This window comes from Leifsonia sp. 466MF, from assembly GCF_900100265.1.
In the GTDB taxonomy this organism is placed as follows: domain Bacteria; phylum Actinomycetota; class Actinomycetes; order Actinomycetales; family Microbacteriaceae; genus Leifsonia.
Genome location: NZ_LT629696.1, coordinates 3,741,421 through 3,766,550, shown reverse-complemented (window position 1 = coordinate 3,766,550; position 25,130 = coordinate 3,741,421). Strand labels below are relative to the sequence as shown.

Genomic DNA, 25,130 nt, shown 5'->3' with positions numbered 1-25,130 from the left:
CCTAACTACTTTCCGGCCTGCTTCTTCGCGCGAGCCTTGCTCACCGGCTGAACGCGCTGGACCTGCTTCTTGGGCTGCTCATCGACGGTCAGCACAGTCGCGCCATCCGGCTGGACCAGCTTGCCCTTCTTCGCGAGGCGCGCCTCCCGAGCCTTGGCCGCGTCCGATCCGGGGGTCGGCATGTTGCGGATGACGAGGAACTGCTGACCCATGGTCCACAGGTTCGAGGTCAGCCAGTAGAACATGACACCGAGCGGGAAGGCGAAACCGGAGAAGAGGAAGACGAAGGGGAGCAGGTAAAGCAGGATGCGCTGCTGCTTGAACTGCGGGCTCGCCTTGGTCTCCGGCGACATGTTCTTGGAGACGATCTGCAGCTGCGTGAGGAACTGCGACCCCGTCATCAGAATAACCATAACGGCCGCGATGATCATGACGGCGACCTGCGGGGGGTGCGCGTTCATCGCACCCTGGAAGCTCTGGTGCAGCGGTGCGACTCCGAAGAGCGTCGCATTTCCGAACTGCTGCGCAAGCTCCTCGTTCAGCGGGCCGACACCGGCATGACCGCTCTGGGCGCCGTTGAGCACCTGGAAGAGCGAGAAGAAGACAGGCATCTGGAGCAGCAGAGGCAGGCACGAACTCAGCGGGTTGGTGCCGGTCTTCTTGTAGAGGTCCATCGTCTCGCGCGACATGGCCTCACGAGAGAACTGATCCTTCTTGCCCTTGTACTTGTCCTGGATCTTCTTCAGCTGCGGCGCGATCTCCAGCATTCGTCGCTGGTTCTTGATCTGGCGCACGAAGATCGGGATCAGCGCGGCGCGCACGACGACCGTCAGTCCGACGATGGCCAGCACCCAGGTGATACCCGCAGCCGGGTCCAGCCCCATCTGGGTGAACAGCCAGTGGAAGGCGACGAGGATCAGCTCCACGACCCATTTGATGGGCCAGAGGATGGTACCGATGATGTCCATGTGTTGTTGCTAGGCCCTTCGCTGACTGATGACGCTGCCGTGGGTGGCGGCGACGACGAATCCGAACGGGGTCACCCGATACCGCGGCTTCTTCGCCGGGGGGACGTCGTCGACCCCGCCGGCCGCCCACGGGTGGCACCGGGCGATACGCCGGATGCCGAGGAACGAGCCCACGACCACGCCGTGCTGCTGGATGGCCTGCAGTGCATAGGCCGAACACGACGGGTAGTACCGGCAGACGTCACCGTAGAGCGGCGAGATCACGGCCCGATACGCACGCAGCACCAGCACCGCGGCATTGCGCGGCGCGAGGAGCACTGCTGCGAGCGCGGTGTTCATGAACGGACGCTGCCCTTACTGAGATGACTGCGGCTGGTGAAACGGGACGATGCCCGTGAGAGCTCTTCGTGCAGGCTAGCCCACGGTGCTTGAACGGAGGCTGGCAATGCGCGCACGACCACGTCGAGCCCGGCAGTATCGCCCGGACCCGGAGAGTAGAGCGGAAGCAGATCGTAGGCGGCGGCCTTGAGCCGGCGCCGGACCCGGTTCCGCATGACCGCGTTACCGACCGTCTTGCTCACGATAAAGCCGAATCGCACCACACTGGAGTCCGGATTCGGGCGGATGTACGTGACGGTGGACGCTCCAGTGAAGCGAGCACCGCGTCGTACGGTCGCCCGGTAGTCCGCCCCCCGCGTGATGCGATTGGCTTTCGCGAGCACCGGAAGCGGTTACGCCGAGAGCTTCTCGCGGCCCTTGCGGCGGCGAGCGGAGAGGATGGCGCGACCCGCGCGGGTGCGCATGCGCAGACGGAAACCGTGGGTCTTCGCACGCTTGCGGTTGTTCGGCTGGAAAGTTCTCTTGCTCATATCTATCTCCGTGGTGGTCTCTTCACAGGCCTGTGCTGAGAGAAAGAGCCAGCACGGGGAGGCCAGGAAAGTTACAGGGCAGCCGGAACGGCCGCAAGTCAACTGATTAAAACTACGGCCTGGGGTGGGACGAGGTCAAACCGATCGAGTCAAATCCACTGATTATGCACGGTATTAGCAGGGAAGCGATGGCCGACGCGCCGACGTATGCCGCCGATCGGATTTGATCGCTCTTCTGTGGACAAGTTACCGTGAGGTCGAAAGTTATCCCCAGGCCATGCCAATTCTGGCCGGAGATCGCTACGGTATTGCTCACACAGCGGTGGATAACTCTGTGAATACCCACCGGCGGCATCCGAAGCCGCCAACCCGACGAGAGTCACCGGGGGTCGACTCGTCCCCTCGTCGGGCTGACGGCATCCGCAACACAGACGAAGACGGGGAACGATGGCAGGCGGCGAAGAGTCCATAGCTGCGGCATGGCAGGACGTGCTCGGAAAGCTCGAGACGGACGACCGGATCACCCCGCAGCTGTACGGGTTCCTCAGCCTGGTCGAGCCCAAGGGCATCATGGCCGGCACCTTCTATCTGGAGGTGCCCAACGAGTTCACACGCGGAATGATCGAGCAGCGCAGCCGGGTCCCGCTCCTCCACGCGATCGGCTCGCTCGACGACGAGCTCCAGGTCAACACCTTCGCGATCGTGGTCAACCCCGAGATCCAGCAGGACACGATGGCCGGCCCTGCGCCGGAGACCGAATCGGCGCCCTCTTATGTCGAGCAGGCCGCTCCGGTCATCTCGACGCCCACCGAGATCACGGCACCGCCGCGTGGCGGCGACACCCGGCTCAACGCCAAGTACAGCTTCGACAACTTCGTCATCGGCCAGTCCAACCGTTTCGCGCACGCGGCCGCCGTTGCCGTGGCCGAGGCGCCGGCCAAGGCCTACAACCCGCTCTTCATCTACGGCGACTCGGGCCTCGGCAAGACACACCTCCTCCACGCCATCGGCCACTACGCGATGAGTCTCTACCCGGGGATCCGCGTCCGATACGTCTCGTCGGAGGAGTTCACGAACGACTTCATCAACTCGATCGCGAACAACCGCGGCTCGTCGTTCCAGGCGCGCTACCGCAACATCGACATCCTGCTGATCGACGACATCCAGTTCCTCCAGAGGGCGGTCGAGACGCAGGAGGCGTTCTTCCACACCTTCAACACGCTCCACGACCACAACAAGCAGGTGGTCATCACCTCCGACCTCCCGCCCAAGCACCTCACCGGCTTCGAGGACCGCATGCGGTCGCGCTTCGAGTGGGGCCTGATCACCGATGTCCAGGTACCGGACCTCGAGACCCGCATCGCGATCCTCCGCAAGAAGGCGCAGAGCGAGAAGATCCAGGTTCCCGACGACATCCTGGAGTTCATGGCCTCGAAGGTCTCGAGCAACATCCGTGAGCTCGAGGGGACGCTCATCCGCGTCACCGCCTTCGCGAGCCTCAACCGCACCCCGGTGGACATGCCACTCGTTCAGACTGTCCTGAAGGACCTGATCACGCTCGACGACGACAACGTCATCGCGCCGACGGACATCATCACCAACACCGCCGAGTACTTCAAGCTCAGCGTCGACGACCTCTACGGCTCCAGCCGGTCGCAGGCGGTCGCCACCGCCCGGCAGATCGCCATGTACCTGTGCCGCGAGCTGACGAATCTCTCTCTGCCCAAGATCGGCCAGCTGTTCGGCGGCCGCGACCACACCACGGTCATGTACGCGAACAAGAAGATCAGCGAGCTCATGAAGGAGCGGCGCTCGATCTACAACCAGGTCACCGAGCTCACGAGCCGGATCAAGCAGAATCACCGCTACGGCAAGTAGCGACGCGCCCCTCTAGCGCAGAACTTATCCACATATCCATCCCCAGAGTGGGGACAAAGCGTTATTAACACTTGTGGATAACTTGTGGAGAGCTTCCGGAGAACCACACGTTTAATGGGGACTGCGCTCGCGATGCTGTGAAAAGGCGTCGCTCGGCCCCACCCCTGCGGATCGTTGTGAACAGCCGGAATCCTCAGGTCATCAACAAGTCACCGACGTGTAGTTCCCTGTGATCGCGCGGCCTCAACAGAGTTATCCACATTTTCCACAGCGGTTAACACGATTACTCCTTAACTCTTTTCAATGAGGGCAGACGACAACCTCAAGGGGTCGAGGGAGCACCGCATCCGCGTCACAGGGCAGGCGCTAGGATTTGTGACGTCCGTGACCGTCAAGCCGACAGAGGTGACTTCGTGAAGTTCCAAGCCAATCGGGATGTGTTCAGCGAGGCTGTCTCCTTCGCGGTGAAGCTCCTGCCGCAGCGGACGACCCTGCCCATCCTGAGCGGTGTCCTCATCGAGACGACGGACAACGGACTCCAGCTGTCGTCATTCGACTACGAGGTATCTGCGCAGACGGAGATCGCCGCAGAGGTCGAAGAGCCCGGACGTGTCCTGGTCTCCGGTCGCCTCCTCGCCGAGATCGCCTCGAAGCTTCCGAACGCACCGGTGCAGTTCTCGACCGAGGAGTCGAAGATCGTCGTCCGTGCCGGATCGGCGAACTTCACCCTGCTGTCCATGCCTGTCGAGGAATACCCGAGCATCCCGCAGGTCGGCGGCGATGCCGGGCTGGTGCCCGCGGAGGAATTCGCCGAAGCCGTCGCACAGGTGGGCGTCGCCGCCTCGCGCGACGATGTGACACCCGTGATCACCGGCGTGCAGCTCGAGGTCGGCGACAACACGCTGGGGCTCGTCGCCACCGACCGGTACCGTGTCGCCGTTCGCGAGATCGACTGGGACAACGGCACCACGTCCGGTGAGCCCGTGACCGCGCTCGTTCCGGCCCGGACGCTCACCGAGATCGGCAAGACCTTCGGGCATAGCGGCAACGTCTCGATCTCCATCACCAACCGCGACGACCGTGAGTTGATCGCGTTCACCGCGGACAGGAAGACCGTCACGTCGCTCCTGATCAAGGGCAACTTCCCCCCGGTGCGCCGGCTCTTCCCTGAGCAGGTCGACAACTACGCGGTGATGAACACCGCCGAGCTCATCGAGGCGACACGCCGAGTCGCTCTCGTCCTCGAGCGCGAGGCCGCGCTCCGCTACACCTTCACCGCCGACGGGCTGACGCTGGAAGCGATCGGATCCGAGCAGGCGCAGGCATCCGAGAGCATCGACGCTCTTCTCACTGGCCAGGAGACGGTGGTTTCATTGAAGCCGCAGTTCCTGCTCGATGGTCTCGGTGCGGTGCACTCGGAATTCGTGCGCATCTCGTTCACCAAGACCGAGAACCCCAACAAGCCGGGCCCTGTGCTCATCACGAGCCAGACGTCCAAGGATCAGGCAGGCGCGGACTCTTACAAGTATCTGCTCCAGCCCAACCTGCTCCTGCGCTAGAACCCGGCGCCGCTGAAGCAAGGAAGAGAAGGACAATCATGCACATCGGCCTCATCGGTCTCGGACGCATGGGCAACAACATGCGTGCCCGGCTCGAGAAGAACGGCATCGACGTCACCGGCTACGACACGAACCCCGAGGTCTCTGACGTCGCGACCGTGGCCGACCTCGTGGCGGCGCTCCCCGCGCCGCGCACGATCTGGGTCATGGTGCCCGCAGGCCAGATCACCGACTCGGTGATCCGTGAGCTCGAACCGCTGCTCGAGAAGGGCGACCTCGTCATCGACGGCGGCAACTCCAAGTTCACCGAGGACTTCAAGCACTCCGAGCTCCTCGCGCCGCGCGGTGTCGACTTCATGGACGTCGGTGTCTCCGGCGGCATCTGGGGACTCGAGAACGGCTACGGCCTCATGGTCGGCGGTTCGGCCGCGCAGGTCGAGCGTGTCATGCCCGTCTTCGACGCGCTGCGCCCGGAGGGTCCGCGCGACGAGGGATTCGTCCACGTCGGCGAGGTCGGCGCCGGTCACTACGCGAAGATGGTGCACAACGGCATCGAGTACGCGCTGATGCAGGCGTACGCCGAGGGCTACGAGCTCCTCGACACGCGCAAGGACATCATCAAGGACGTCACCGGCACCTTCAAGGCGTGGCAGCGCGGGACCGTCGTGCGGTCCTGGCTGCTCGACCTGCTCGTCCGCGCTCTGGAGCAGGACCCGGAGTTCGAGCACATCGAAGGCTACGTGCAGGATTCCGGTGAGGGCCGCTGGACCGTCGAGGAGGCGCTCAACAACGCCGTCCCCGTTCCGACGATCAGTGCCTCGATCTTCGCGCGGTTCGTTTCGCGCCAGGAGGACTCGCCGGCCATGAAGGCCGTCGCCGCCCTGCGGAACCAGTTCGGCGGCCACGCCGTCAAGGCCGTCGACTGAGACGCGTGAACTGAAAACTCTGTGCGTGTCACTCATCTCTCCCTGACCGACTTCCGCAATTACCGCACTGCGGAGGTGCCGTTCGCGGCCGGCGCGAACCTCTTCGTCGGCCGCAACGGCCAGGGAAAGACGAACCTCGTCGAATCGCTCGGCTATCTGAGCACCCTCGGGTCGCATCGGGTGTCGAGCGATCAGGCGATGATCCGGAAAGATGCCGACGCGGCGATCGTCCGGGCACGGATCCAGCACGACGGCCGGGAGATCCTCGTCGAGGTGCAGCTGAACCGCAGCTCACCGAATCGGGCCCAGGTGAATCGGGCCGCCATCAAGCCGCGTGAGCTGCCGCGGTACTTCTCCAGCGTTCTGTTCGCACCCGAGGACCTCGCCCTGGTCCGTGGGGAGCCGGGGATCCGCCGGCGGTTCCTGGATCAGCTTCTCATCCAGCGGAATCCGCGCTTCTCGGCGGTCATCGCCGATTATGAGCGCGTTCTGAAGCAGCGGAACACCCTGCTGAAGTCGGCGCGCGCGTCCCGTGTCCGGGAGGACCAGCTGGGCACCCTCGAGATCTGGGACGACCGGCTCGTCCAGCTCGGTTCCGAGTTGATGGATGCTCGGCTCGACCTTGTCGCGCGACTGAGCGATCCCCTCGTCGCGGCGTACCGCTCGGTCGCAGGCGACGACCACCATCCACGGCTCCTCCCGCAGCTCACCATCTACGGTGCGCACGTCGATGAGGAGGAAGGCGCGACGGAAGAGGATGTAACGGGCTCAGCCGGTGTCGCGACCCCCGAAGCCTTCCGCCGGGCGCTCGCGGCCGTGCGCCGCAAAGAGCTCGACCGCGGTCTCACCCTGGTCGGACCGCACCGCGACGACGTGCTGTTCGAGCTGAACTCTCTCCCGGCGAAGGGGTACGCCAGCCACGGCGAATCGTGGTCGTTCGCCCTGGCTCTCAAGCTGGCATCTGCGGAACTCCTCCGCCAGGAGTCGACGACCGGCGACCCGGTGCTCATCCTCGACGATGTCTTCGCCGAACTCGACCAGGCTCGGCGACGGATGCTCGCAACCGCCGTGGCCGGTTACGAGCAGGTGCTCATCACCGCGGCCGTCTACGACGACGTACCGGACGAACTCACCGCGCATACCGTCCGCATCGAGGCGGGCAGCATCGTGGAGACGCCCGATGCCTGATCGCACAACCCGGAACACACCGAGCGAGAGCGAGGCATCGGCCGTCTATCTGCGGCTGAAGGCGCTCTTCACCGGCACGACCTCGCGAAGCCGGCGCGGCCCACGTCGCGAAGAGAGCACGACCGGCAGCCAGCCCTTCGGGTCGGGGCGCGACCCGCGCGGTGTCGGTGACGTCGTCGACGCGCTCGCGGCGCAGCTCGGCTGGACCTCCGCCCTCGCGAAGTCCGACCTGCTGGAGGGATGGCGCGAACTGGCCGGCGAAGAGACCGCGAAGCACGCCGAACCGGACCAGATCACCGACGGCGTCCTCGTCGTCCGATGCGAGTCGACGGCGTGGGCGACGCAGCTGCGGATGATGCGCGCGGAGTTGCTCGCGCGCATCGCAGAGCGATTCCCCGAGGCGGGCATCGAGTCGATCCGTTTTCAGGGGCCGGACGCCCCCTCCTGGAAAAGAGGCCCCAGGTCGATTCCAGGGCGTGGCCCGCGCGATACTTACGGCTGAGAGCGCAAAAGAGGTCGCCACAGTGCGGAAAAAGCCTCAGGCGGCCGTTTTCGGGGATTTCGGCCCCCGTCTCTTGGTAGAATGAAACGTCACTGTTGAGTGCGGTCAGGAGCCTAATTTCATATGACGATGGAACCGAACGCGGCCGGGACGGAACACGAATACGGCGCGAATGAGATCCAGGTCCTCGAGGGTCTCGAAGCCGTCCGCAAACGACCCGGGATGTACATCGGTTCCACCGGTCCCCGCGGTCTTCACCACCTGGTCTACGAGATCGTGGACAACTCGGTCGACGAGGCCCTCGCTGGTCACGCGGACAACATCGAGGTGACGATCCTCCCGGATGGCGCCGTGCGGGTCGACGACAACGGTCGTGGCATCCCGGTCGATGAGCACCCGGTCGAGAAGAAGTCCACGGTGGAGGTGGTCCTCACCATCCTGCACGCCGGCGGAAAGTTCGGCGGCGGCGGGTATGCGGTGTCGGGCGGACTCCACGGCGTCGGCAGCTCTGTTGTGAACGCGCTGTCCAGCCGCCTCGACGTCGAGGTGCACCGACAGGGTCACGTGTGGCGGCAGAGCTACCGCAACGGTGTCCCGCAGGCTCCGCTCGAGAAGGGCGAGGCTTCGGACCGTACCGGGACGATCATCACGTTCTGGCCGAGTGCCGAGACATTCGAGACGATCGTGTTCGACTACGAGACGCTGCGCACGCGGTTCCAGCAGATGGCCTTCCTGAACAAGGGACTGCGCATCGCGATCACCGACGAGCGCGCGCCCGAGATCGAGCACGTCGAGGGCGAGGTCGACGAGGAGCACACTCCGCGTCACGAGGTCTTCCTCTACGAGCGCGGCCTGATGGACTACGTCCAGTATCTGAACTCCGCGAAGAAGGTGGAGGTCGTCCACGACGAGATCATCTCGTTCGAGTCGGAGGACACCGACCGCAAGATCGCTCTCGAGGTCGCCATGCAGTGGACGACCAGCTACAACGAGAGCGTGTTCACCTACGCGAACACGATCAACACACACGAGGGCGGCACGCACGAAGAGGGCTTCCGCGCTGCACTGACCACGCTGGTCAACCGGTATGCGCGCGAGAAGGGCATCCTCAAGGACAAGGATGACAACCTCTCGGGCGACGACGTGCGCGAGGGTCTGACAGCTGTCATCTCGGTGAAGCTCTCCGAGCCGCAGTTCGAGGGCCAGACCAAGACGAAGCTCGGCAACACCGAGGCCAAGGCCTTCGTACAGAAGGTCGTCGGTGATCAGCTCGGCGACTGGTTCGACCGCAACCCGAACCAGGCGAGGGACATCATCCGCAAGGCGCTCCAGGCCGCGACCGCGCGCCTCGCCGCCCGCAAGGCGCGCGAGACCGCACGCCGCAAGGGCCTGCTGGAGAGCGGCGGGATGCCGGGCAAGCTGAAGGACTGCCAGTCGAAGGACCCGACGATCTCGGAGATCTTCATCGTCGAGGGTGACTCGGCCGGCGGCTCGGCGGTGCAGGGCCGCAACCCGGAGACGCAGGCGATCCTGCCCCTGCGCGGCAAGATCCTCAACGTCGAGAAGGCGCGGCTCGACCGCGCCCTCGGCAACAACGAGGTGCAGGCGATGATCACGGCGTTCGGCGCCGGCATCGGTGAGGACTTCGACCCGGAGAAGGCGCGGTACCACAAGATCGTGCTCATGGCCGACGCCGACGTGGACGGCCAGCACATCACCACGCTGCTCCTCACGCTGCTGTTCCGCTATATGCGACCGATGATCGAGCTCGGCTACGTCTACCTGGCGCAGCCGCCGCTCTACCGGCTCAAGTGGTCCAACGCCGAGCACGAGTACGTGTACTCCGACCGCGAGCGCGACGCGTTCCTGGCCGAGGGGCTCGCGGCTGGCAAGCGCATCCCGAAGGACAACGGCGTACAGCGCTACAAGGGTCTCGGTGAGATGGACTACCAGGAGCTGTGGGAGACCACGATGAACCCGGAGACGCGGACGCTGCTCCAGGTCACGCTCGACGACGCGGCCGCCGCGGACGAGATCTTCGCCACGCTGATGGGCGAGGACGTGGAGTCGCGCCGCTCGTTCATCCAGAAGAACGCCAAGGACGTGCGGTTCCTCGACATCTGATGCTCCGGCATGGGTGAACGACGAGGGATCGCGAGGGAGAGAAGACTGTGACGGACGAAGAGAACGTGTCGGGCGAGAGCGGGGCCGGCTTCGGCATCCACGGCAGGATCGACCAGGTCGACCTGCAGTCGGAGATGCAGCGGTCGTACCTCGACTACGCCATGTCGGTCATCATCGGCCGTGCACTGCCCGAGGTGCGCGACGGGCTGAAGCCGGTGCACCGCCGCGTGATCTACGCGATGTTCGACGGCGGCTACCGCCCGGACAAGGCGTTCTCCAAGTGCGCGCGCGTCGTCGGCGACGTGATGGGACAGTTCCACCCGCACGGCGACTCGGCGATCTACGACGCGCTGGTCCGTCTCGTCCAGCCGTGGAGCCTGCGCTACCCGCTGGCCCTCGGCCAGGGCAACTTCGGCTCGCCGGGCAACGACGGCGCCGCGGCCCCGCGGTACACCGAGACGAAGATGGCCCCGCTCGCGCTCGAGATGGTGCGGGACATCGACGAGGAGACCGTCGACTTCCAGGACAACTACGACGGACGCACCCAGGAGCCGGCGGTCCTGCCGAGCCGGTTCCCGAACCTGCTCGTCAACGGCTCCGTCGGCATCGCGGTCGGCATGGCCACCAACATCCCGCCGCACAACCTGCGCGAGGTGGCCGACGGTGCTCTGTGGCATCTGCAGCATCCTGAGGCTTCCCGTGAGGAGCTGCTCGAGGAGCTCATCAAGCGGATCAAGGGACCGGACTTCCCGACCGGCGCTCAGATCCTCGGCGTCAAGGGCATCCACGACGCCTACCGCACCGGTCGCGGCTCGATCACGATGCGCGCCGTCGTCACGATCGAGGAGATCCAGGGTCGGGTCTGCCTCGTCGTCACCGAGCTGCCGTACCAGGTGAACCCGGACAACCTCGCGATCAAGATCGCGGACCTCGTCAAGGAGGGTCGTATCGGCGGCATCGCCGACATCCGCGACGAGACCTCCGGCCGCACCGGCCAGCGCCTCGTGATCGTGCTGAAGCGCGACGCCGTCGCCAAGGTCGTGCTGAACAACCTGTACAAGCACACGCAGCTGCAGGAGAACTTCGGCGCGAACATGCTCGCGATCGTCGACAACGTGCCGCGCACCCTGGCGCTCGACGGATTCATCACCGCGTGGGTGGACCACCAGATCGAGGTCATCGTCCGGCGCACGCGCTTCCGTCTGCGGAAGGCGGAGGAGCGTGCCCACATCCTGCGCGGCTACCTCAAGGCGCTGGATGCGCTCGACGAGGTCATCGCGCTCATCCGCCGCTCGCCGACGGTCGACGACGCGCGTGAGGGGCTGAAGACCCTTCTCGACGTCGATGACGTGCAGGCGGATGCGATCCTCGCCATGCAGCTCCGCCGCCTGGCCGCCCTCGAACGGCAGAAGATCGTGGACGAGGCCGACGCGATCGAGAAGCAGATCGCCGAGTTCCACGCCATCCTCGACGACCCGATGCGCCAGCGCTCGATCGTGAGCGAGGAGCTCACCGAGATCGTCGACCGCTTCGGCGACGACCGCCGCACAGAGATCATGTTCGGCTACGACGGCGACATGAGCGTCGAGGACCTCATCCCCGAAGAGGAGATGGTGGTCACCGTCACCCGCGGCGGGTACATCAAGCGGACGCGCAGCGACAACTACCGCAGCCAGCACCGCGGCGGGAAGGGCGTGAAGGGCGCGCAGCTGCGCGGCGAGGACGTCGTCGACCACTTCTTCGTGACGACGACGCACCACTGGCTCCTCTTCTTCACGAACAAGGGACGCGTCTACCGCGCCAAGGCCTACGAGGTGCAGGAGGCCGGCCGCGACGCCAAGGGTCAGCACGTCGCCAACCTGCTCGCCATGCAGCCGGATGAGGAGATCGCCGAGATCCTCGACATCCGCGACTACCAGGCGGCGAAGTACCTCGTGCTCGCCACGCGCGACGGCCTGATCAAGAAGACGGCGCTCGAGGAGTACGACACCAACCGTACGGGCGGGATCATCGCGATCAAGCTGCGTGAGGACGACGAGCTCGTCTCCGCGCTGCTGGTCGAAGAGGACTCCGACCTGCTCCTGGTCTCCCGCAAGGGCATGTCCATCCGCTTCACGGCGTCCGACGAGGCCCTCCGTCCGATGGGTCGGTCGACCTCCGGTGTCATCGGAATGCATTTCCGCGGCGACGACCGGCTGCTCGACGCCTCGGTGGTCTCCGACGAGGGCTACGTCTTCGTCGTCACCGAGGGCGGGTATGCGAAGCGCACCGCTGCGGACCAGTACCGACTGCAGAACCGCGGTGGTCTGGGCATCAAGGTGGCCAAACTCAACGACGACCGGGGAGACCTGGTGGGCGCGCTGATCGTCGGCGAAGACGACGAGGTCCTTGTGGTTCTTGCCAGCGGCAAGGTGGTACGCTCTGCCGTGGCCGAGGTACCAGCCAAGGGCCGCGACACCATGGGTGTCGTCTTTGCACGTTTCGCCGAGTCCGACAAGATCATCGCTCTGGCGAAGAACACCGAACGTGATCTCGAATCCTCCCTTCCCGCGGAGGATACCGAGGCCGTCGGGAAGGATGAAACCGTAGATGAGCAGTAGCGTCGCCGAGAAGTTGGCCAAGAAGTCGTCCCGCCGACCCGCATCCGCCAAGCAGGTGCGGCTCAAGCTGGTGTACATCGACTTCTGGTCGACCGTGAAGCTGTCGTTCCTCGCCGGGATCTGCCTCGCGATCATCGCCATCGTCGGCACGTTCCTTATCTGGACCGTGCTCGACCGCACCGGCATCTTCGACCAGGTGAACAGCCTGTTCAAGGACATCTCGGGTGCCGGCGGCAGCGACCTCCGCTCGATCCTGGGGCTCGGTCAGGTGATGGGCTTCTCGCTCATCGTCGCCATCCTCGACATCGTGGTGGTGACCGCTCTGGGCGCCGTGTTCGCGCTGCTCTACAACCTTTCAGTGAAGATCACCGGCGGTCTGCTGGTCGGTTTCACCAACAACTGACCGATTTCGCAATGGTCGGGCAGATCGGGTAGTCTCATATCTGCCCATTCGGGGATATAGCTCAGGCGGTTAGAGCGCTTCGCTGATAACGAAGAGGTCCGAGGTTCAAGTCCTCGTATCCCCACCATCACCTCATACGGGGCCTTAGCTCAGTTGGTAGAGCGCCTGCTTTGCAAGCAGGATGTCAGGAGTTCGAATCTCCTAGGCTCCACCCTTACGGGTTTGTCGCGGTTCACGACTGCGGCGGGACGATCGTCCGCGTCGGGAACGGGCTCGAGTACGAAACGCTCGTTGTCACGCTTCCCAGCGTTCCGACGCGACCGCTGATCTGCTCCAGGTGTCGCATGGAGGTTGCGACCACTTTGAGGATGAAGCAGTCGTCTCCGGTGACGTGGTGCGCCTCGACGACTTCGGGGATCTCGGCGAGCAGGTCGTGGAGCGGCTTGTACTGACTGCTGGGGTAGCGCAGTCGCAGGTAGGCGAGGATCCCGTAGCCCAGCCGCTCGGGGTCGATCACGGCCCGATAGCCCGTGATCACCCCGGCCTCCTCGAGCCGCCGCACGCGTTCGGCCACTGCGCTGTTCGACATGTGGACGGTCCGGGCCAGCTCGGCGATCGACTGCCGGCCGTCGCGTTGCAGCTCCGCCAGGATGCTCCGGTCGGTGCTGTCGACGGCGAACGTGGAAGTGACGGTCATGGCGTGATTCTGCCATGAGATCGACGGTCGAAGCGGCTGAAGGCCGTGGATCGGTCCTTCAGCCGGCCGGCGGGTTTTCCTAGTCTCGTGGCATGACGACTATGACCGAAGACGCCATCCAGCACTTCTCCGCGAAGCTCCGTTTCGAGACCGATCCGTCCGACGTGCACGCCGCGCTCGAGCGTGGCGAGCGCTTCGTCCTCATCGACAGCAGGGCCGCGGCCGCATGGAGTCACGGACGCGTGGCGGGAGCCGTTCACCTCCCGACCGCGGAGATCGAAGAACGGGCGCCGGGGTCGATTCCCCTGAACATGCCCGTCGTCGTCTACTGCTGGGGTCCGGGATGCAACGGTTCCACCCGCGCAGCCCTCGCATTCAGCCGGCTGGGTTACGAGGTGCGGGAGATGATCGGCGGCTACGAGTACTGGGCGCGAGAGGGACTCCCGACCGTGGATGACTCCGGGCCGATCGAGCGGTCGGTCGACCCGCTCACCGCGCCTCCCGGGTTCGAGTGCGCCTGCTGAACCGGACTACTTCAGGAGCCGGGAGAGCACACGATCGGCCAGCGGCTTGCCGCCGGTCTGGCACGTGGGGCAGTACTGGAAGGTCGAGTCGTGGAAGATGACCTGCCGGATGGTGTCGCCGCACACAGGGCACGGCTGACCGGTGCGCCCGTGGACGCGGAGGTTCGACTTCTTCTCGCTCTTCAACTCTGAGGCGGCGAGTCCGTCCGCTCGGGCGAGAGCCTCCCGCAGCGTCGACTGCATGGCCTCGTACAGGCGGGCGACGTCGTCGGCCGCCATGTTGGCCGGCTTGTACGGCGACATCTTGGCGACGTGGAGGATCTCGTCGGAGTAGGCGTTCCCGATCCCCGCGATGAGCGATTGATTGCGGAGCACGCCCTTGATCTGCGCGCGCCCCTGCCCGGCGAGGATGCCTGCGAACGCCTCCTCGGTGAACGACGGGTCGAGCGGGTCGGGTCCGAGGCGCTGGATGCCGGGCACCTCGGCCGGATCGCGCACGACGTAGATGGCGAGGCTCTTCTTCGTTCCGGCCTCGGTGATGTCGAGTCCGGAGCCGTCGTCGAGGACGAGCCGGGCAGCGAGAGGGCCCTTGCCCAGGCGCCCGTTGGGCGGTGGCGGAGGGGAGTCGCGCCAACGGATCCAGCCGGCGCGCGCAAGGTGCACGACGATGTGGAGCTCTCCCGCGGCGATGTCGAGGAACTTGCCGTGGCGGCTCACTCCCGTGATCGTCAAGCCGTGCAAAGCGTCGGCCGGAGGGTCGAAGGTCTTCAGTGCGGAGAAGGCGACGATGCTCAACCGGTCGATGACACGCTGCTTCAGCCGGCCATCGAGGTCGGCGGCGAGGGCGGTGACTTCCGGCAGTTCGGGCATCACCCCTAGTCTGCCCTCGACCACCGACAATGGCAGTACGTTGGTTCGATGGATATCAGAGTGGCTGCATATGGCGTCATCGTCGACGGCGACCGCATCCTGCTCGCGCACTGGAACGAGGGCGGCCGCTCGGGCTGGACCCTGCCGGGCGGCGGCATCGACCCGGGAGAGGACCCGGTGGATGCGGTGGTCCGCGAGATCGCGGAGGAGACCGGCTATGCCGCCGAAGCCGGCGACCTGCTGGGGATCGACTCGAAGGTGATTCCGGCCGAGCACCGGTTCGTACCGGATGCGGGGCCGCTGCACGCGCTGCGGATCGTGTACCGCGCGCGGGTCGTCGGCGGGTCGCTCACCAACGAACTCGACGGCACCACCGATGAGGCGGCGTGGTTCCCGCTCGACCGCATCCCGAGTCGCCGCGTCGAGCTCGTCGACACGGCACTCGAGATGGCGGGACTGACCGGCCGTCGCTAGACCGTCGCGGCGCCGCGTCCCTGCTCGCCGGGGATGACGATCCACATCACCAGGTAAGCGATGAACTGCGGGCCGGGAAGCAGGCAGGACAGCAGGAAGAGGACGCGGACGGTCCACGGCCGGAGGCCGAACCGGTTCGCCAAGCCGGCGCACACGCCGGCGATCACACGACCATCACGGGGACGCATCAAAGTGCTCATGCATCCCAGACTCGCAGCGGCGCGCACGCCGCACCATCGGGGTAACCCCCGAACAGACCCTGAGCGGGTGGTCGGACCCTACTGCTGCGCCGTGTCGGTGGCCGCGGGCGTCGTCGGGGTCGTGGGCTCCTCGTCGGCTACCCACAGCTCGTCGTCGGCGCGGAAGGTCTGCCACACGGCGTAGAGGAGGCCGACGGCGGCCACGATGCCGAGACCGATCGCGATCACACCACCGGCGCCGGGGCCGGACTTCTTCGCGGGAGCCTTCGGCTTCTTCGAGAGCTCCTTGCCCGCCTTCTTGAAGTCGCCGGAGAAGGCGGCCGCACGAGCAGCGCGCGCGTGGTCGACGACCGAGAGCGCAGTGCCGACGGCCGTGCCCACAGCGGGGATGACGTCCGTCACGACGCGCTGGCGTGCCTGGCCCGCGTAGTGGCTCGCCGTGTCTTTCGCGGTCTGAGCCGCGGGGCGCACGTACTGGTCGTAGCCGTCACGGACGCGCGGCGCGATCTCCTCACGCGTGTAGTAGGCCGCCTGCTTGCGCGCCTCGGCAGCGAGGGCGTTGGCGGTGGCCAGTACCTCCTGCTGCTGAGTCCACAGGTCCTCGGCTCCGCTGCGCAGTCGCTTGAGCTCCTTCTTGCGCTTCCGTGTCAGGCTCATCTGTTCCTCCGTTGGTCGGGGTGGCGACTGACTCCATCTTGCCACCGAAAGGGCTGGGGATGGCCCGAGAGGTCTCGAGCCCGCCCAAGTCAGCTATACGCGCTGTGCAAGAATTGATGCCATGTCTAAGCACACCGCTGTCGCCACGCTCCACACTAACTACGGAGACATCAAGGTCAACCTCTTCGGCAACCACGCGCCGAAGACGGTGCGGAACTTCGTCGGGCTGGCGACGGGCGAGATCGAGTGGACGCACCCCGCCACGGGCGAGAAGTCGAAGACTCCTCTCTACGACGGCGTGGTCTTCCACCGCATCATCCCGGGCTTCATGATCCAGGGCGGCGACCCGCTCGGACAGGGCGTCGGCGGACCGGGCTACCAGTTCGACGACGAGATCAGCCCCGATCTCGACTTCACGCAGCCGTACATCCTGGCCATGGCGAACGCCGGCATCCAGGGCGGCCGCGGCACCAACGGCTCGCAGTTCTTCATCACCGTCGCGCCGACCACCTGGCTGCAGGGCAAGCACACCATCTTCGGCGAGGTCGCTGACGACGCGTCGCGCAAGATCGTCGACAAGCTGGCCGAGGTCCCGACGGACGCTCGCGACCGGCCGCTGGACGACGTCGTCATCGAGTCCATCGACATCGAGCAGGTCTGAGGAAGGACGGGCGAGCAGGACACATGACTCAGCCCGTCGACGCACGCGCGAACTACTGCTACCGGCATCCTGACCGGCAGAGCTATGTGCTCTGCCAGCGGTGCGGGCGGACGATCTGCCCTGAGTGCCAGACCCCGGCTGCGGTCGGGGTCGTCTGCCCGGAGTGCATGGCGCAGCAGCGTGCCACCCACCCCCGCACGAAGCCGGCGTGGGTGACGCGGCTCACCGGCTCCGGCGCACCGGTCGTGACGTACGCGATCATCGCGCTCTGCGTGCTCGTCTTCATCGTCCAGACCCTGGGATCGCTGCTCAACCTCCCGGTCAACTCGGCCCTGGTGTACGCGGGGGCTTACTCGTACCCGAGCGGGACGTTCGGTGTGGCCTTCGAGCCGTGGCGGATGTTCACCAGCGTGTTCGCGCACGCCAACATCATCCACATCGCCCTGAACATGTACACGTTGTTCATCTTCGGGATGGCGCTCGAACCCCTGCTCGGTCGTGCGCGTTATCTCGCGCTCTTCCTGATCAGCGGGTTCGCGGGATCTCTCGGCGTTCTGCTGCTCGCGTCGCCGGTCCAGCCCGTTCTCGGAGCGTCCGGCGCCATCTTTGGTCTGTTCGGCGCCTTCTTCATCATCCAGCGCCGTCTGGGCGGGAGCGCGACGCAGATGCTCGTGCTGCTGGCGATCAACCTCGGCATCGGATTCCTCCCCGGGTTCAACATCGCCTGGCAGGCGCACGTCGGCGGACTGATCGGCGGCGTCCTGGTCGGCCTCATCTACGTGGAGACCCGGCAGCCGCAGCGCCGACGCTTGCAGCTGCCGCTCCTCGTGCTGCTGTGCCTCATCTTCGTCGCCGTAAGCCTCATCCACTTCTTCGTGTAGTTCCCCACACGGCGTGGATAAGTTATCCACAGGCTTATTAACACTGTGAGGAATTACACGCCTGTAACTCTCCACAGGCTTATTAACACTGGGGAAATCACCGCGGAACGCGCGGCAACTGTTCACAGGGTGCCTGTGGACAACTGTGGAAAACACGAAGCCCGGGGCGGCTGACGCCGTCCCGGGCCCGAAAAGACACGGAGAGTCGCGGGCTACCGCCAGCGTGTGGTCATCAGGAAGCCGATGAACGCGATGCCGAAGCCGACGAGGATGTTCCACGCGCCGAGCGCGGGGATGGGGTACTGGTTCTGGCTGACGTAGAAGACGATGATCCAGATCAGGCCCAGCAGCATGAAGCCGAACATGACCGGCTTGAACCAGACGGGGTTCGGAGCCTCTTCGCCGGATGCCGCGGCGCTGCGCTCGGCGCGGACGGGGCGCTCGGTTCTGGTCTTGGACTTGCTGCGTGCCATAGCACCACAGTGTAGCGGGGAAGCTCCGGAGGACGCTGATCCCCCCGTCCGGGGGAGGGCCTGTGGACAACCGTGACGATTCTCAGCGAGCATCCCTAGAATCAGCGACGTGACTTCGAGGGAAACCCGCGCCGGACGGCCGCATCGCCGCCCGACGGTGCTCGGCGTCCTCGGCGAGCTGCTGATCACGGCGGGAGTCCTGGTCCTGCTGTTCCTCGGCTGGCAGATCTGGTGGAACAACCTCGTGCTGGCCGGCCAGCAGACGAACGCGGCGGCGCAGCAGAGCCAGAAGTGGATCGACGACGCAGTGAAGGCGCCGAAGCCCACGCCCGACACCTCCACCGCTCAGGTCGATCCGCCCGTGATGGCGAAGCCCGCTCCGTATCAGCCGTTCGCGGTCATCTATGTGCCGCGCCTCGGCCCGGACTGGAAGCGCACCATCCGTCAGACCGTCGATGTCGAACGCGTGCTCAACAGCTACACAGCGGGGGTCGGCCACTACATCGACACGCAGCTGCCCGGTCAGGTCGGCAACTTCGCCGTCGCCGGCCACGACTCGGGATGGGGCAACACCTTCATCGATCTCTCCAAGCTGCGGATCGGCGACCGGATCTACGTGCAGACCGCCGACGGCTGGTACACCTACACCTTCCGCAACTTCGAGTACGTGCAGCCCTCGGCCGTGCAGGTCCTGCTGCCCGTGCCCCGTCAGCCGCAGGCCACCCCGACCGAGCGGCTCATGACCATCACGACCTGCAATCCGCCGTTCCACGCGGGGGAGCGGCTCATCGCCTACAACGTCTTCCAGTCGTTCGCGCCGCCGCAGGACGTTCCGAGCGAGATCGCCGCCGCGGTCGGGCAGGGAGGCTGACATGTACGGAGCTCTGTGGCGCGTGCTGCCCGGTCCGGTCTGGCTGCGCATCATCCTGCTGCTCGTTCTCGTGGCCGTGGTGCTGTTCGCCTTGGTGACCTGGGTATTCCCCTGGGTGGATTCGCTCCTCGGGCCGCAGGAAGGTACCGTGGGCCCGTGACTCGCGTACTCGTCATCGACAACTACGACAGCTTCGTCTACACGCTGAACGGCTACCTGCGCGAACTCGGCGCGGAGACCGACGTCGTGCGCAACGACGACGTCGCCGTCGCCGACCTTCCGGCGAAGCTGGCCGAGTACGACGCCGTGCTCGTCTCACCGGGCCCGGGCAAGCCGGCCGACGCGGGAGTCTCCATCCCGGTCGTCGAGCAGGCGCTCCGCACCGGTCAGCCGCTGCTCGGGGTGTGCCTGGGTCACCAGGCCATCGCGGAGGCGTTCGGCGGCGTGGTCACCAACGCCGAAGAGCTCATGCACGGCAAGACCTCGCAGGTCACCCACGACGACAGTGCCCTGTTCGACGGTGTCGCTCAGCCGTTCACAGCCACGCGGTACCACTCGCTGGCCGTGGTCGACGGGACGCTCCCCGAGGATCTTCACGTGACCGCGCGCACGGCCGGCGGCGTGATCATGGCCCTGCAGCACGCGGATGCGCCGATCTACGGCGTCCAGTTCCACCCCGAGTCGGTGCTCACCGAGGGCGGCTACCGGATGCTCGGCAACTGGCTCGAGGTCGCCGGTCTGGCGGGCGCCGCAGAGGCATCCCGCTCGCTGAACCCGCTCGTCAAGCTGGGCTAACCTCGGCGCGGACCTAGACGCGAGCCGAACCCCGCCGGCCGCTCGGACTCAGCCCGAGCAGTACGTGAGGTCGACCGTCGTGCCCTGCGGCACATCGCCTGGACTGACCGACTGGGTGTGAACCATCGTCGCGCCCTTGTCCTGTGGGCAGCTGGGGTCTGGCTTCGGATTGCCGGTCAGGCCGAGCTGCGACAGGATCCCGGTGGCCGCTTGGATGGTCTGACCGGTCAGATCGGTCAAAGTCACCTTGCCGCTCGACACATGGAGGCCGATCGGATCGCCCTCGTGCGCCGAGGTGTTGGCGGCCGGATCCGTCTTGATCACCACGTTCGCGGGCACGCTCGACGAGTTCTCGGACGTTGTCGGGCCGACGGTGAGTCCGGCCTGCTGCAGCGCTTGCGTTGCGGCATCGACGGTCATGTTGTGGACATCCGGGACCGTGACGGTCTTCTTGCCGGTCGAGACATAGAGCGTGATGGTGTCGCCCGACGCCACGACGATGCCGGCGCCCGGATCCGTCCGGATCACTTGGCCCTCGGCGTAGGTGGGGCTGGCCTCGGTGACCTGCGCCCACTTCAGCTTCATCTCGTCGAGCTGCGCTGTGGCCTTGTCGAGCGTCTGGCCCGACAGGTTCGGCACCTTGTGCGAAGAGTCCGGCATGGTCGTGCTCGGTGCGAGACGCAGCACCCAGGCGAGCACGGCCACGATGACGACCGCCATGATCGCGATGCCGGCCCAGATCCAGATCACGGGTGGGCGACGCTGGGTGCGCGTCATGGTCTGGTCTTCGGCCAGCTGACGGAAGGCGGCCTCCGGACCGGAGACGGCGCTCGGCGGAGCGCCGAACAGGGTCTCGGCCAGCTCGTCCTCGTGCTTGCGCTTCGGGATGCGGCCCGCGGCGGCCTCTTCGAGGTCGGCTCGGAACTCCGCCACCGTCTGGTAGCGCTCGAAGCGGTCCTTCGTCATCGCCCGGGCGACGACGACATCCATCGCCGGAGAGACCTTCGGGTTGATCGTGCTCGGGGGGACGGCGGTCTCGCTGACGTGCTGGTACGCGATCGCCACCGGGGTGTCGCCGCGGAAAGGCGGACGCCCCGTGAGCATCTCGAACAGCACGACACCGGTCGAGTAGAGGTCGGTGCGGGCGTCGACGGACTCGCCCTTGGCCTGCTCCGGAGAGAAGTAACTGGCCGTGCCCAGAACCGCGGTGGTCTGCGCCACGGTCGCCGAGGAGTCGCTGATGGCCCGGGCGATGCCGAAGTCCATCACCTTCACCTGGCCGGCCTTCGTGATCATCACGTTGCCCGGCTTGATGTCGCGGTGCACGACGCCGGCGCGATGCGAGTACTCGAGGGCGGTGAGGATGCCCTCGGTGATGCGCACAGCCTCCGAGCGCTCCAGCGGGCCCTTCTTGATCAGGTCTTTGAGGAGGACGCCGTCGACGTACTCCATGACGATGAAGGGCAGCTGCGCCTCGTGGCCGTTCGGCTCGCGCACCGTCTCCTCGCCGGCGTCGAAGACACGGACGATCGTCGGGTGCGTCATGCGGGCGGCGGCCTGCGCCTCCTGCCGGAACCGGGTGCGGAACGCCGGGTCGGTCGCGAGGGACGGCTTGAGCAGTTTGATGGCCACGGTGCGGCCCAGGCGGGTGTCGGTGCCGCGATGGACGTCCGACATACCGCCCCGGCCGATGAGTTCGCCCACCTGATATCGGCCTGCGAGCAGGCGGCTATCTGGGCTCAATGCGAACTCCTTCTCGGTGACGACTCCGGCTAGTGTAGCGGGGCGATTCTGGATGTCTCCTCGGGCGTATTCGGCTGCTCAGCCGTTGGCGCCGCCGGTCCCGCCGCCCGTGTTGCCGCCACCCCCGCCGGCACCTGGCGTCGGAGTGGATCCGACGACCTCGTACGACGTTGCGGGGGACTGGCTCGACTCCACCGACTCGCCGCAGAAGATCGTGTACGTCAGCTGGTACGTGGCCGCGGTGCTCGGCGACCACACCATCTTGGTGTCGTTGACCGGCGTCTGCGGCTGCCCGTTGATGTACAGGCGGCGGCCGACCAGGTTCTGCCCTGCTGGGCAGGTGGCCGAACCGAAGTTCACCGTGATCTGCGAGTTCGGGGTGCCCTGACCGGACGGCGGCGTGGCCGAGACGGTGTCGGTCGGCGTCGGGATCGGCGCGACAGGACCGTAGACCTTCACCGAGACGGTCGAGCCCTTCGGCACGGGACCGGTCGGGTTGACCGAGTAGACCTTGTTGGACTGGTCGTTGGTGGTCGCCGCGTTGCCCTGCGAGACGTCCGCGACCATTCCGAGACCCTGCAGCTTGTCGCGGGCCTGGTCGGCGGTGAGGCCGAGGAAGTCGCTCTCGGTGATCTGGACCGTGTTGCTGGTGGGCGTCGGGGTGGGTTTCGGCGTCGTCGGCTGCGTCTGCGTCGGAGTGTTCGACGGCGTGGGCGTCGGGGGCGCCTTGGGTGCGACGACCAGGGTGATGATCGTGCCGATCAGGACGAGCGCGAGCAGGGCGATGAGGGCGATCAGCGGCCATGTCCAGCGGCTGCGCTTGCGCTCCTCGACGGGGGCGGCGGCCTCCTCGTCGACGACGGGCGCGACGGCGGTCGCGGGGAGCACGGTGGTCGCGGCCGTCGGCGCCGCTGGCGGCTGCATCAGGACGGTCGCGGCATCGGTCATGGCCGCGCCGCCGAGGATCGCGGGCACGGACTGAGCGGCGGCGCGCACGTCGCCGCGGCGGAGTGCCTGGGCGGCACGTGCCAGGTGGGCGGCGGAGGCGGGGCGATCGGCCGGGTTCTTGGCGATGCACGCGAAGACCAGGTTACGGACCGGCTCCGCGACGGTGGCGGGGAGCTCCGGCGGCGCCTCGTTGATCTGCGCCATGGCGATGGCGACCTGCGACTCGCCCGTGAACGGCCGACGGCCGGCCAGGCACTCGTACGCGACGATGCCGAGCGAGTAGATGTCGGTGGTCGGCGAGGCGGGGTGACCGGACGCCTGCTCGGGCGAGAGGTACTGCACGGTGCCCATGACCTGACCGGTGGCGGTGAGCGGCACCTGGTCGGCGATGCGAGCGATGCCGAAGTCGGTGATCTTGACGCGGCCGTCGGGCGTGATGAGGAGGTTGCCCGGCTTGATGTCGCGGTGGACGAGACCGGCGGCGTGAGCGGCGTGCAGGGCGGCGGCCGTCTGAGCGACGATGTCGAGCGTCCGGTCGGTGCTGAGGACGTGCTCCCGCTCCAGGATGCTCGAGAGCGCCTCGCCGGGGACGAGCTCCATGACGAGGAAGGCGCTGCCCTCCTCCTCGCCGTAGTCGTACACGTTGGCGATGCCTTCGTGGTTGACGAGGGCGGCGTGACGCGCCTCCGCGCGGAAGCGCTCGAGGAAGCCCGGGTCGCCGAGGTACTCGTCCTTCAGGATCTTGATGGCGACGGTACGGCCGATGACGAGGTCGGTGGCCTGCCACACCTCGCCCATACCGCCGATCGCGATCCGCGACTGCAGCTCGTAACGTCCCCCGAAGGTGAGCCCTGCTGTGGGTCTCATTTATTCAGCACCGCCTCTAGTACTTTCCTCGCGATCGGAGCGGCGATGGAGTTACCCGTGCCGCTCTGACCCTGTCCACCGCCATTTTCGACAACTACAGCCACAGCGAACTCCGGGTCGTTCGCCGGCGCGAAACCGGTGAACCACAGCGAGTAGGGGTCGTCATCCCCGTTCTGCGCCGTGCCCGTCTTACCGCCGACCTGAACCCCACCTATTCTTGCATTGCTCGCCACGCCGTGATCGACGCCGTCGACCATCATCTGCTTGATGGTGTCGGCGTTCTGCTGGCTCAGCGGCTGCGAGAACTCCTTGGGCTGGAAGCTCTCCAACGTCTGCAGATCGGGCGACCGGATGGAGTCCACCAGGTTCGGGGTCATCAGCGTGCCGCCGTTGGCGATCGCCGCCGAGACCATCGCCATCTGCAGCGGCGTCGCGCGGTCGTCTTTCTGTCCGAAGGAGCCCAGGGCGCGCTCCGCCGCGTCGGGATAGAGCGGGTACACGCTCTTCTCGACCGGGATGGGGATGCTGAACGACTGGTTGAACCCGAACTTGTCGGCCTGGTCCTTGATGACCTCGGGCTTCAGCTGCATCCCGAGCTCGGCGAACGGGATGTTGCACGACAGGATCTGCGCCGTCGCGATCGAGACGGTCGCGCCCGGCCCGCAGGTCGTGAGCGAGTCGTTCTTGACGACGGTCGGGGAGTCGGGCAGCGGGAGGGAGGCCGGGTTGGGGAGCTGGCTGTCTTTCGTGTACTGCCCGGTGCCGAAGGCCGAAGCGCTCATCACCGGCTTGAACGTCGAACCGGGCGGGTTCAGGTCTCCGCCGATCGTCCGGTTGATGAGGGGGTCGCCCGGGGCGGCGAGGAGCTGGTCGTAGGTCGACTCCACCGCCTTGCCGTCGTGCGACGCCAGGGTGTTCGGGTCGTACGTGGGCTTGGAGACCATCGCCAGGATCTTCCCGGTCTTGGGCTGCAGCAGCACCACGGCGCCCTGGTAGTCGCCCAGCGCATCCCACGCCGCCTGCTGCGCCACCGGGTCGATCGTCGTCTCGACCGTCGCGCCCTGCGGGTTCTTGCCCGTCAGGATGGCGTTGACGCGCTCGAAGAACTGGGAGTTCGACGAACCGCTCAGCTTGGAGTTGAGGGCGCCCTCGAGGCCGGTCGGCTCGCCGTTGATCGGGAAGAACCCGGTCACGGCCGAGTAGAGGGGACCGTTGCTGTAGACGCGCTGCCACTTGTAGACGTCGTTGGACGGCACGGACTGCGCGATCGGCTGCCCGGCGACCAGGATCGCGCCGCGCTGCGCCGAGTAGCTGTCGTTCAGGGCACGCGTGTTGCGCGCATCGGCGCCCAGCGCATCCGCCTGGAACACCTGGAGGATGGAGGTGGACACCAGCAGTGCCAGGAACATCGCCAGCACGATCGTGCTGACGCGCTTGATCTCGCGGTTCATC

27 protein-coding genes and 2 tRNA genes are annotated in these 25,130 nt (G+C 66.3%); 17 read left to right on the top strand and 12 right to left on the bottom strand.

What is annotated here, in order from left to right; all coding sequences use genetic code 11:
- Positions 1-5: 5 nt before the first annotated feature.
- The 4 genes from yidC to rpmH are packed head-to-tail and all read right to left on the bottom strand — an operon-like array spanning position 6 to position 1,837.
- Positions 6-968 carry a membrane protein insertase YidC gene (yidC, locus tag BLR91_RS18015; protein WP_089879410.1) on the bottom strand — a complete coding sequence of 321 codons (963 nt, stop codon included), beginning with the start codon at positions 966-968 and terminating at the stop codon, positions 6-8.
- A gap of 9 nt (positions 969-977) precedes the next feature.
- Positions 978-1,307, bottom strand: a complete 330-nt coding sequence (gene yidD, locus BLR91_RS18010) for a membrane protein insertion efficiency factor YidD (RefSeq protein WP_089879413.1) — start codon at positions 1,305-1,307, stop codon at positions 978-980.
- Positions 1,304-1,690 (bottom strand): ribonuclease P protein component, encoded by a 387-nt coding sequence (gene rnpA / locus BLR91_RS18005; protein WP_089879416.1) that lies wholly within the window; start codon positions 1,688-1,690, stop codon positions 1,304-1,306. The genes yidD and rnpA overlap by 4 nt, the downstream gene beginning before the upstream one ends.
- 9 nt (positions 1,691-1,699) lie before the next feature.
- A complete protein-coding gene (rpmH, locus tag BLR91_RS18000; RefSeq protein ID WP_018189031.1) occupies positions 1,700-1,837 on the bottom strand; it encodes a 50S ribosomal protein L34 in 138 nt (45 codons plus the stop codon).
- Positions 1,838-2,284: 447 nt separating this feature from the next.
- On the opposite strand from rpmH, the gene dnaA reads away from it, so the two are divergent.
- From dnaA to BLR91_RS17950, 10 genes are all read left to right on the top strand, one after another.
- Positions 2,285-3,715 (top strand): chromosomal replication initiator protein DnaA, encoded by a 1,431-nt coding sequence (dnaA, locus tag BLR91_RS17995; protein ID WP_020076180.1) that lies wholly within the window; start codon positions 2,285-2,287, stop codon positions 3,713-3,715.
- A 413-nt stretch (positions 3,716-4,128) separates the two neighbouring features.
- The gene (gene dnaN, locus BLR91_RS17990; protein WP_020076179.1) at positions 4,129-5,274 is read left to right on the top strand and encodes a DNA polymerase III subunit beta; all 1,146 of its coding nucleotides are present in this window, start codon (positions 4,129-4,131) and stop codon (positions 5,272-5,274) included.
- A 38-nt stretch (positions 5,275-5,312) separates the two neighbouring features.
- Positions 5,313-6,200 carry a phosphogluconate dehydrogenase (NAD(+)-dependent, decarboxylating) gene (gene gnd, locus BLR91_RS17985; RefSeq protein ID WP_018189034.1) on the top strand — a complete coding sequence of 296 codons (888 nt, stop codon included), beginning with the start codon at positions 5,313-5,315 and terminating at the stop codon, positions 6,198-6,200.
- Between the two features lie 21 nt (positions 6,201-6,221).
- Entirely contained in the window at positions 6,222-7,388 is a 1,167-nt protein-coding gene (gene recF / locus BLR91_RS17980) for a DNA replication/repair protein RecF (protein ID WP_089879419.1), read from the top strand.
- On the top strand, positions 7,381-7,890 hold the full coding sequence (locus BLR91_RS17975) for a DUF721 domain-containing protein (protein ID WP_089879423.1): 510 nt from the start codon (positions 7,381-7,383) through the stop codon (positions 7,888-7,890). Before recF ends, BLR91_RS17975 begins: the two co-directional genes overlap by 8 nt.
- 123 nt (positions 7,891-8,013) lie before the next feature.
- Positions 8,014-10,014, top strand: a complete 2,001-nt coding sequence (gyrB, locus tag BLR91_RS17970; RefSeq protein ID WP_018189037.1) for a DNA topoisomerase (ATP-hydrolyzing) subunit B — start codon at positions 8,014-8,016, stop codon at positions 10,012-10,014.
- A 47-nt stretch (positions 10,015-10,061) separates the two neighbouring features.
- Positions 10,062-12,614 (top strand): DNA gyrase subunit A, encoded by a 2,553-nt coding sequence (gene gyrA / locus BLR91_RS17965; protein ID WP_089879428.1) that lies wholly within the window; start codon positions 10,062-10,064, stop codon positions 12,612-12,614.
- Positions 12,604-13,017 carry a DUF3566 domain-containing protein gene (locus tag BLR91_RS17960; RefSeq protein WP_018189039.1) on the top strand — a complete coding sequence of 138 codons (414 nt, stop codon included), beginning with the start codon at positions 12,604-12,606 and terminating at the stop codon, positions 13,015-13,017. Before gyrA ends, BLR91_RS17960 begins: the two co-directional genes overlap by 11 nt.
- A 50-nt stretch (positions 13,018-13,067) precedes the next feature.
- Positions 13,068-13,144, top strand: a tRNA-Ile gene (locus tag BLR91_RS17955).
- 11 nt (positions 13,145-13,155) lie between these two features.
- Positions 13,156-13,228: transfer RNA gene (locus BLR91_RS17950), tRNA-Ala, on the top strand.
- Positions 13,229-13,249: 21 nt separating this feature from the next.
- On the opposite strand, the gene BLR91_RS17945 is transcribed toward BLR91_RS17950, so the two are convergent.
- A complete protein-coding gene (locus BLR91_RS17945) occupies positions 13,250-13,714 on the bottom strand; it encodes an Lrp/AsnC family transcriptional regulator (protein WP_089879431.1) in 465 nt (154 codons plus the stop codon).
- A gap of 101 nt (positions 13,715-13,815) precedes the next feature.
- Between BLR91_RS17945 and BLR91_RS17940 the strand changes: the two genes are divergently transcribed.
- A complete protein-coding gene (locus BLR91_RS17940) occupies positions 13,816-14,238 on the top strand; it encodes a rhodanese-like domain-containing protein (RefSeq protein WP_089879435.1) in 423 nt (140 codons plus the stop codon).
- Between the two features lie 6 nt (positions 14,239-14,244).
- Here the strand turns inward: BLR91_RS17940 and BLR91_RS17935 are convergent, their stop codons facing one another.
- Positions 14,245-15,108 (bottom strand): Fpg/Nei family DNA glycosylase, encoded by an 864-nt coding sequence (locus tag BLR91_RS17935; RefSeq protein WP_089879438.1) that lies wholly within the window; start codon positions 15,106-15,108, stop codon positions 14,245-14,247.
- 48 nt (positions 15,109-15,156) lie between these two features.
- On the opposite strand from BLR91_RS17935, the gene BLR91_RS17930 reads away from it, so the two are divergent.
- Positions 15,157-15,582: an NUDIX hydrolase gene (locus BLR91_RS17930; RefSeq protein ID WP_172823233.1), complete on the top strand. Its 426-nt coding sequence runs from the start codon at positions 15,157-15,159 to the stop codon at positions 15,580-15,582.
- Here BLR91_RS17930 and BLR91_RS17925 read toward each other — a convergent pair.
- Both BLR91_RS17925 and BLR91_RS17920 read right to left on the bottom strand, forming a co-directional pair.
- On the bottom strand, positions 15,579-15,782 hold the full coding sequence (locus tag BLR91_RS17925) for a PspC domain-containing protein (protein WP_029042900.1): 204 nt from the start codon (positions 15,780-15,782) through the stop codon (positions 15,579-15,581). The two genes, BLR91_RS17930 and BLR91_RS17925, sit on opposite strands and share 4 nt — an antisense overlap.
- A gap of 78 nt (positions 15,783-15,860) precedes the next feature.
- Positions 15,861-16,439: a hypothetical protein gene (locus tag BLR91_RS17920; RefSeq protein WP_018189045.1), complete on the bottom strand. Its 579-nt coding sequence runs from the start codon at positions 16,437-16,439 to the stop codon at positions 15,861-15,863.
- Between the two features lie 121 nt (positions 16,440-16,560).
- On the opposite strand from BLR91_RS17920, the gene BLR91_RS17915 reads away from it, so the two are divergent.
- Both BLR91_RS17915 and BLR91_RS17910 read left to right on the top strand, forming a co-directional pair.
- A complete protein-coding gene (locus BLR91_RS17915) occupies positions 16,561-17,100 on the top strand; it encodes a peptidylprolyl isomerase (RefSeq protein WP_018189046.1) in 540 nt (179 codons plus the stop codon).
- Positions 17,101-17,123: 23 nt separating this feature from the next.
- The gene (locus tag BLR91_RS17910; protein ID WP_231918983.1) at positions 17,124-17,981 is read left to right on the top strand and encodes a rhomboid family intramembrane serine protease; all 858 of its coding nucleotides are present in this window, start codon (positions 17,124-17,126) and stop codon (positions 17,979-17,981) included.
- A 212-nt stretch (positions 17,982-18,193) separates the two neighbouring features.
- Here BLR91_RS17910 and BLR91_RS17905 read toward each other — a convergent pair whose 3' ends face one another.
- Positions 18,194-18,454, bottom strand: coding sequence for a cell division protein CrgA (locus tag BLR91_RS17905; protein WP_018189048.1), 261 nt, complete (start codon positions 18,452-18,454; stop codon positions 18,194-18,196).
- A 109-nt stretch (positions 18,455-18,563) separates the two neighbouring features.
- Here BLR91_RS17905 and BLR91_RS17900 point away from each other — a divergent pair, with 109 nt between their 5' ends.
- The 3 genes from BLR91_RS17900 to BLR91_RS17895 are packed head-to-tail and all read left to right on the top strand — an operon-like array spanning position 18,564 to position 20,120.
- Complete coding sequence (locus BLR91_RS17900; protein ID WP_231371155.1) at positions 18,564-19,325, top strand: class E sortase; 762 nt, start codon at positions 18,564-18,566, stop codon at positions 19,323-19,325.
- Position 19,326: 1 nt separating this feature from the next.
- Positions 19,327-19,485, top strand: a complete 159-nt coding sequence (locus BLR91_RS20220; protein ID WP_018189050.1) for a hypothetical protein — start codon at positions 19,327-19,329, stop codon at positions 19,483-19,485.
- Positions 19,482-20,120 (top strand): anthranilate synthase component II, encoded by a 639-nt coding sequence (locus BLR91_RS17895; RefSeq protein WP_089879448.1) that lies wholly within the window; start codon positions 19,482-19,484, stop codon positions 20,118-20,120. The genes BLR91_RS20220 and BLR91_RS17895 overlap by 4 nt, the downstream gene beginning before the upstream one ends.
- A 48-nt stretch (positions 20,121-20,168) precedes the next feature.
- On the opposite strand, the gene pknB is transcribed toward BLR91_RS17895, so the two are convergent.
- The 3 genes from pknB to BLR91_RS17880 form a co-directional block, all read right to left on the bottom strand.
- The gene (gene pknB / locus BLR91_RS17890) at positions 20,169-21,863 is read right to left on the bottom strand and encodes a Stk1 family PASTA domain-containing Ser/Thr kinase (RefSeq protein WP_172823232.1); all 1,695 of its coding nucleotides are present in this window, start codon (positions 21,861-21,863) and stop codon (positions 20,169-20,171) included.
- A gap of 78 nt (positions 21,864-21,941) precedes the next feature.
- Positions 21,942-23,678: a serine/threonine-protein kinase gene (locus BLR91_RS17885; RefSeq protein WP_089879456.1), complete on the bottom strand. Its 1,737-nt coding sequence runs from the start codon at positions 23,676-23,678 to the stop codon at positions 21,942-21,944.
- A complete protein-coding gene (locus BLR91_RS17880) occupies positions 23,675-25,129 on the bottom strand; it encodes a peptidoglycan D,D-transpeptidase FtsI family protein (protein WP_089879460.1) in 1,455 nt (484 codons plus the stop codon). The genes BLR91_RS17885 and BLR91_RS17880 overlap by 4 nt, the downstream gene beginning before the upstream one ends.
- Position 25,130: the final 1 nt, after the last annotated feature.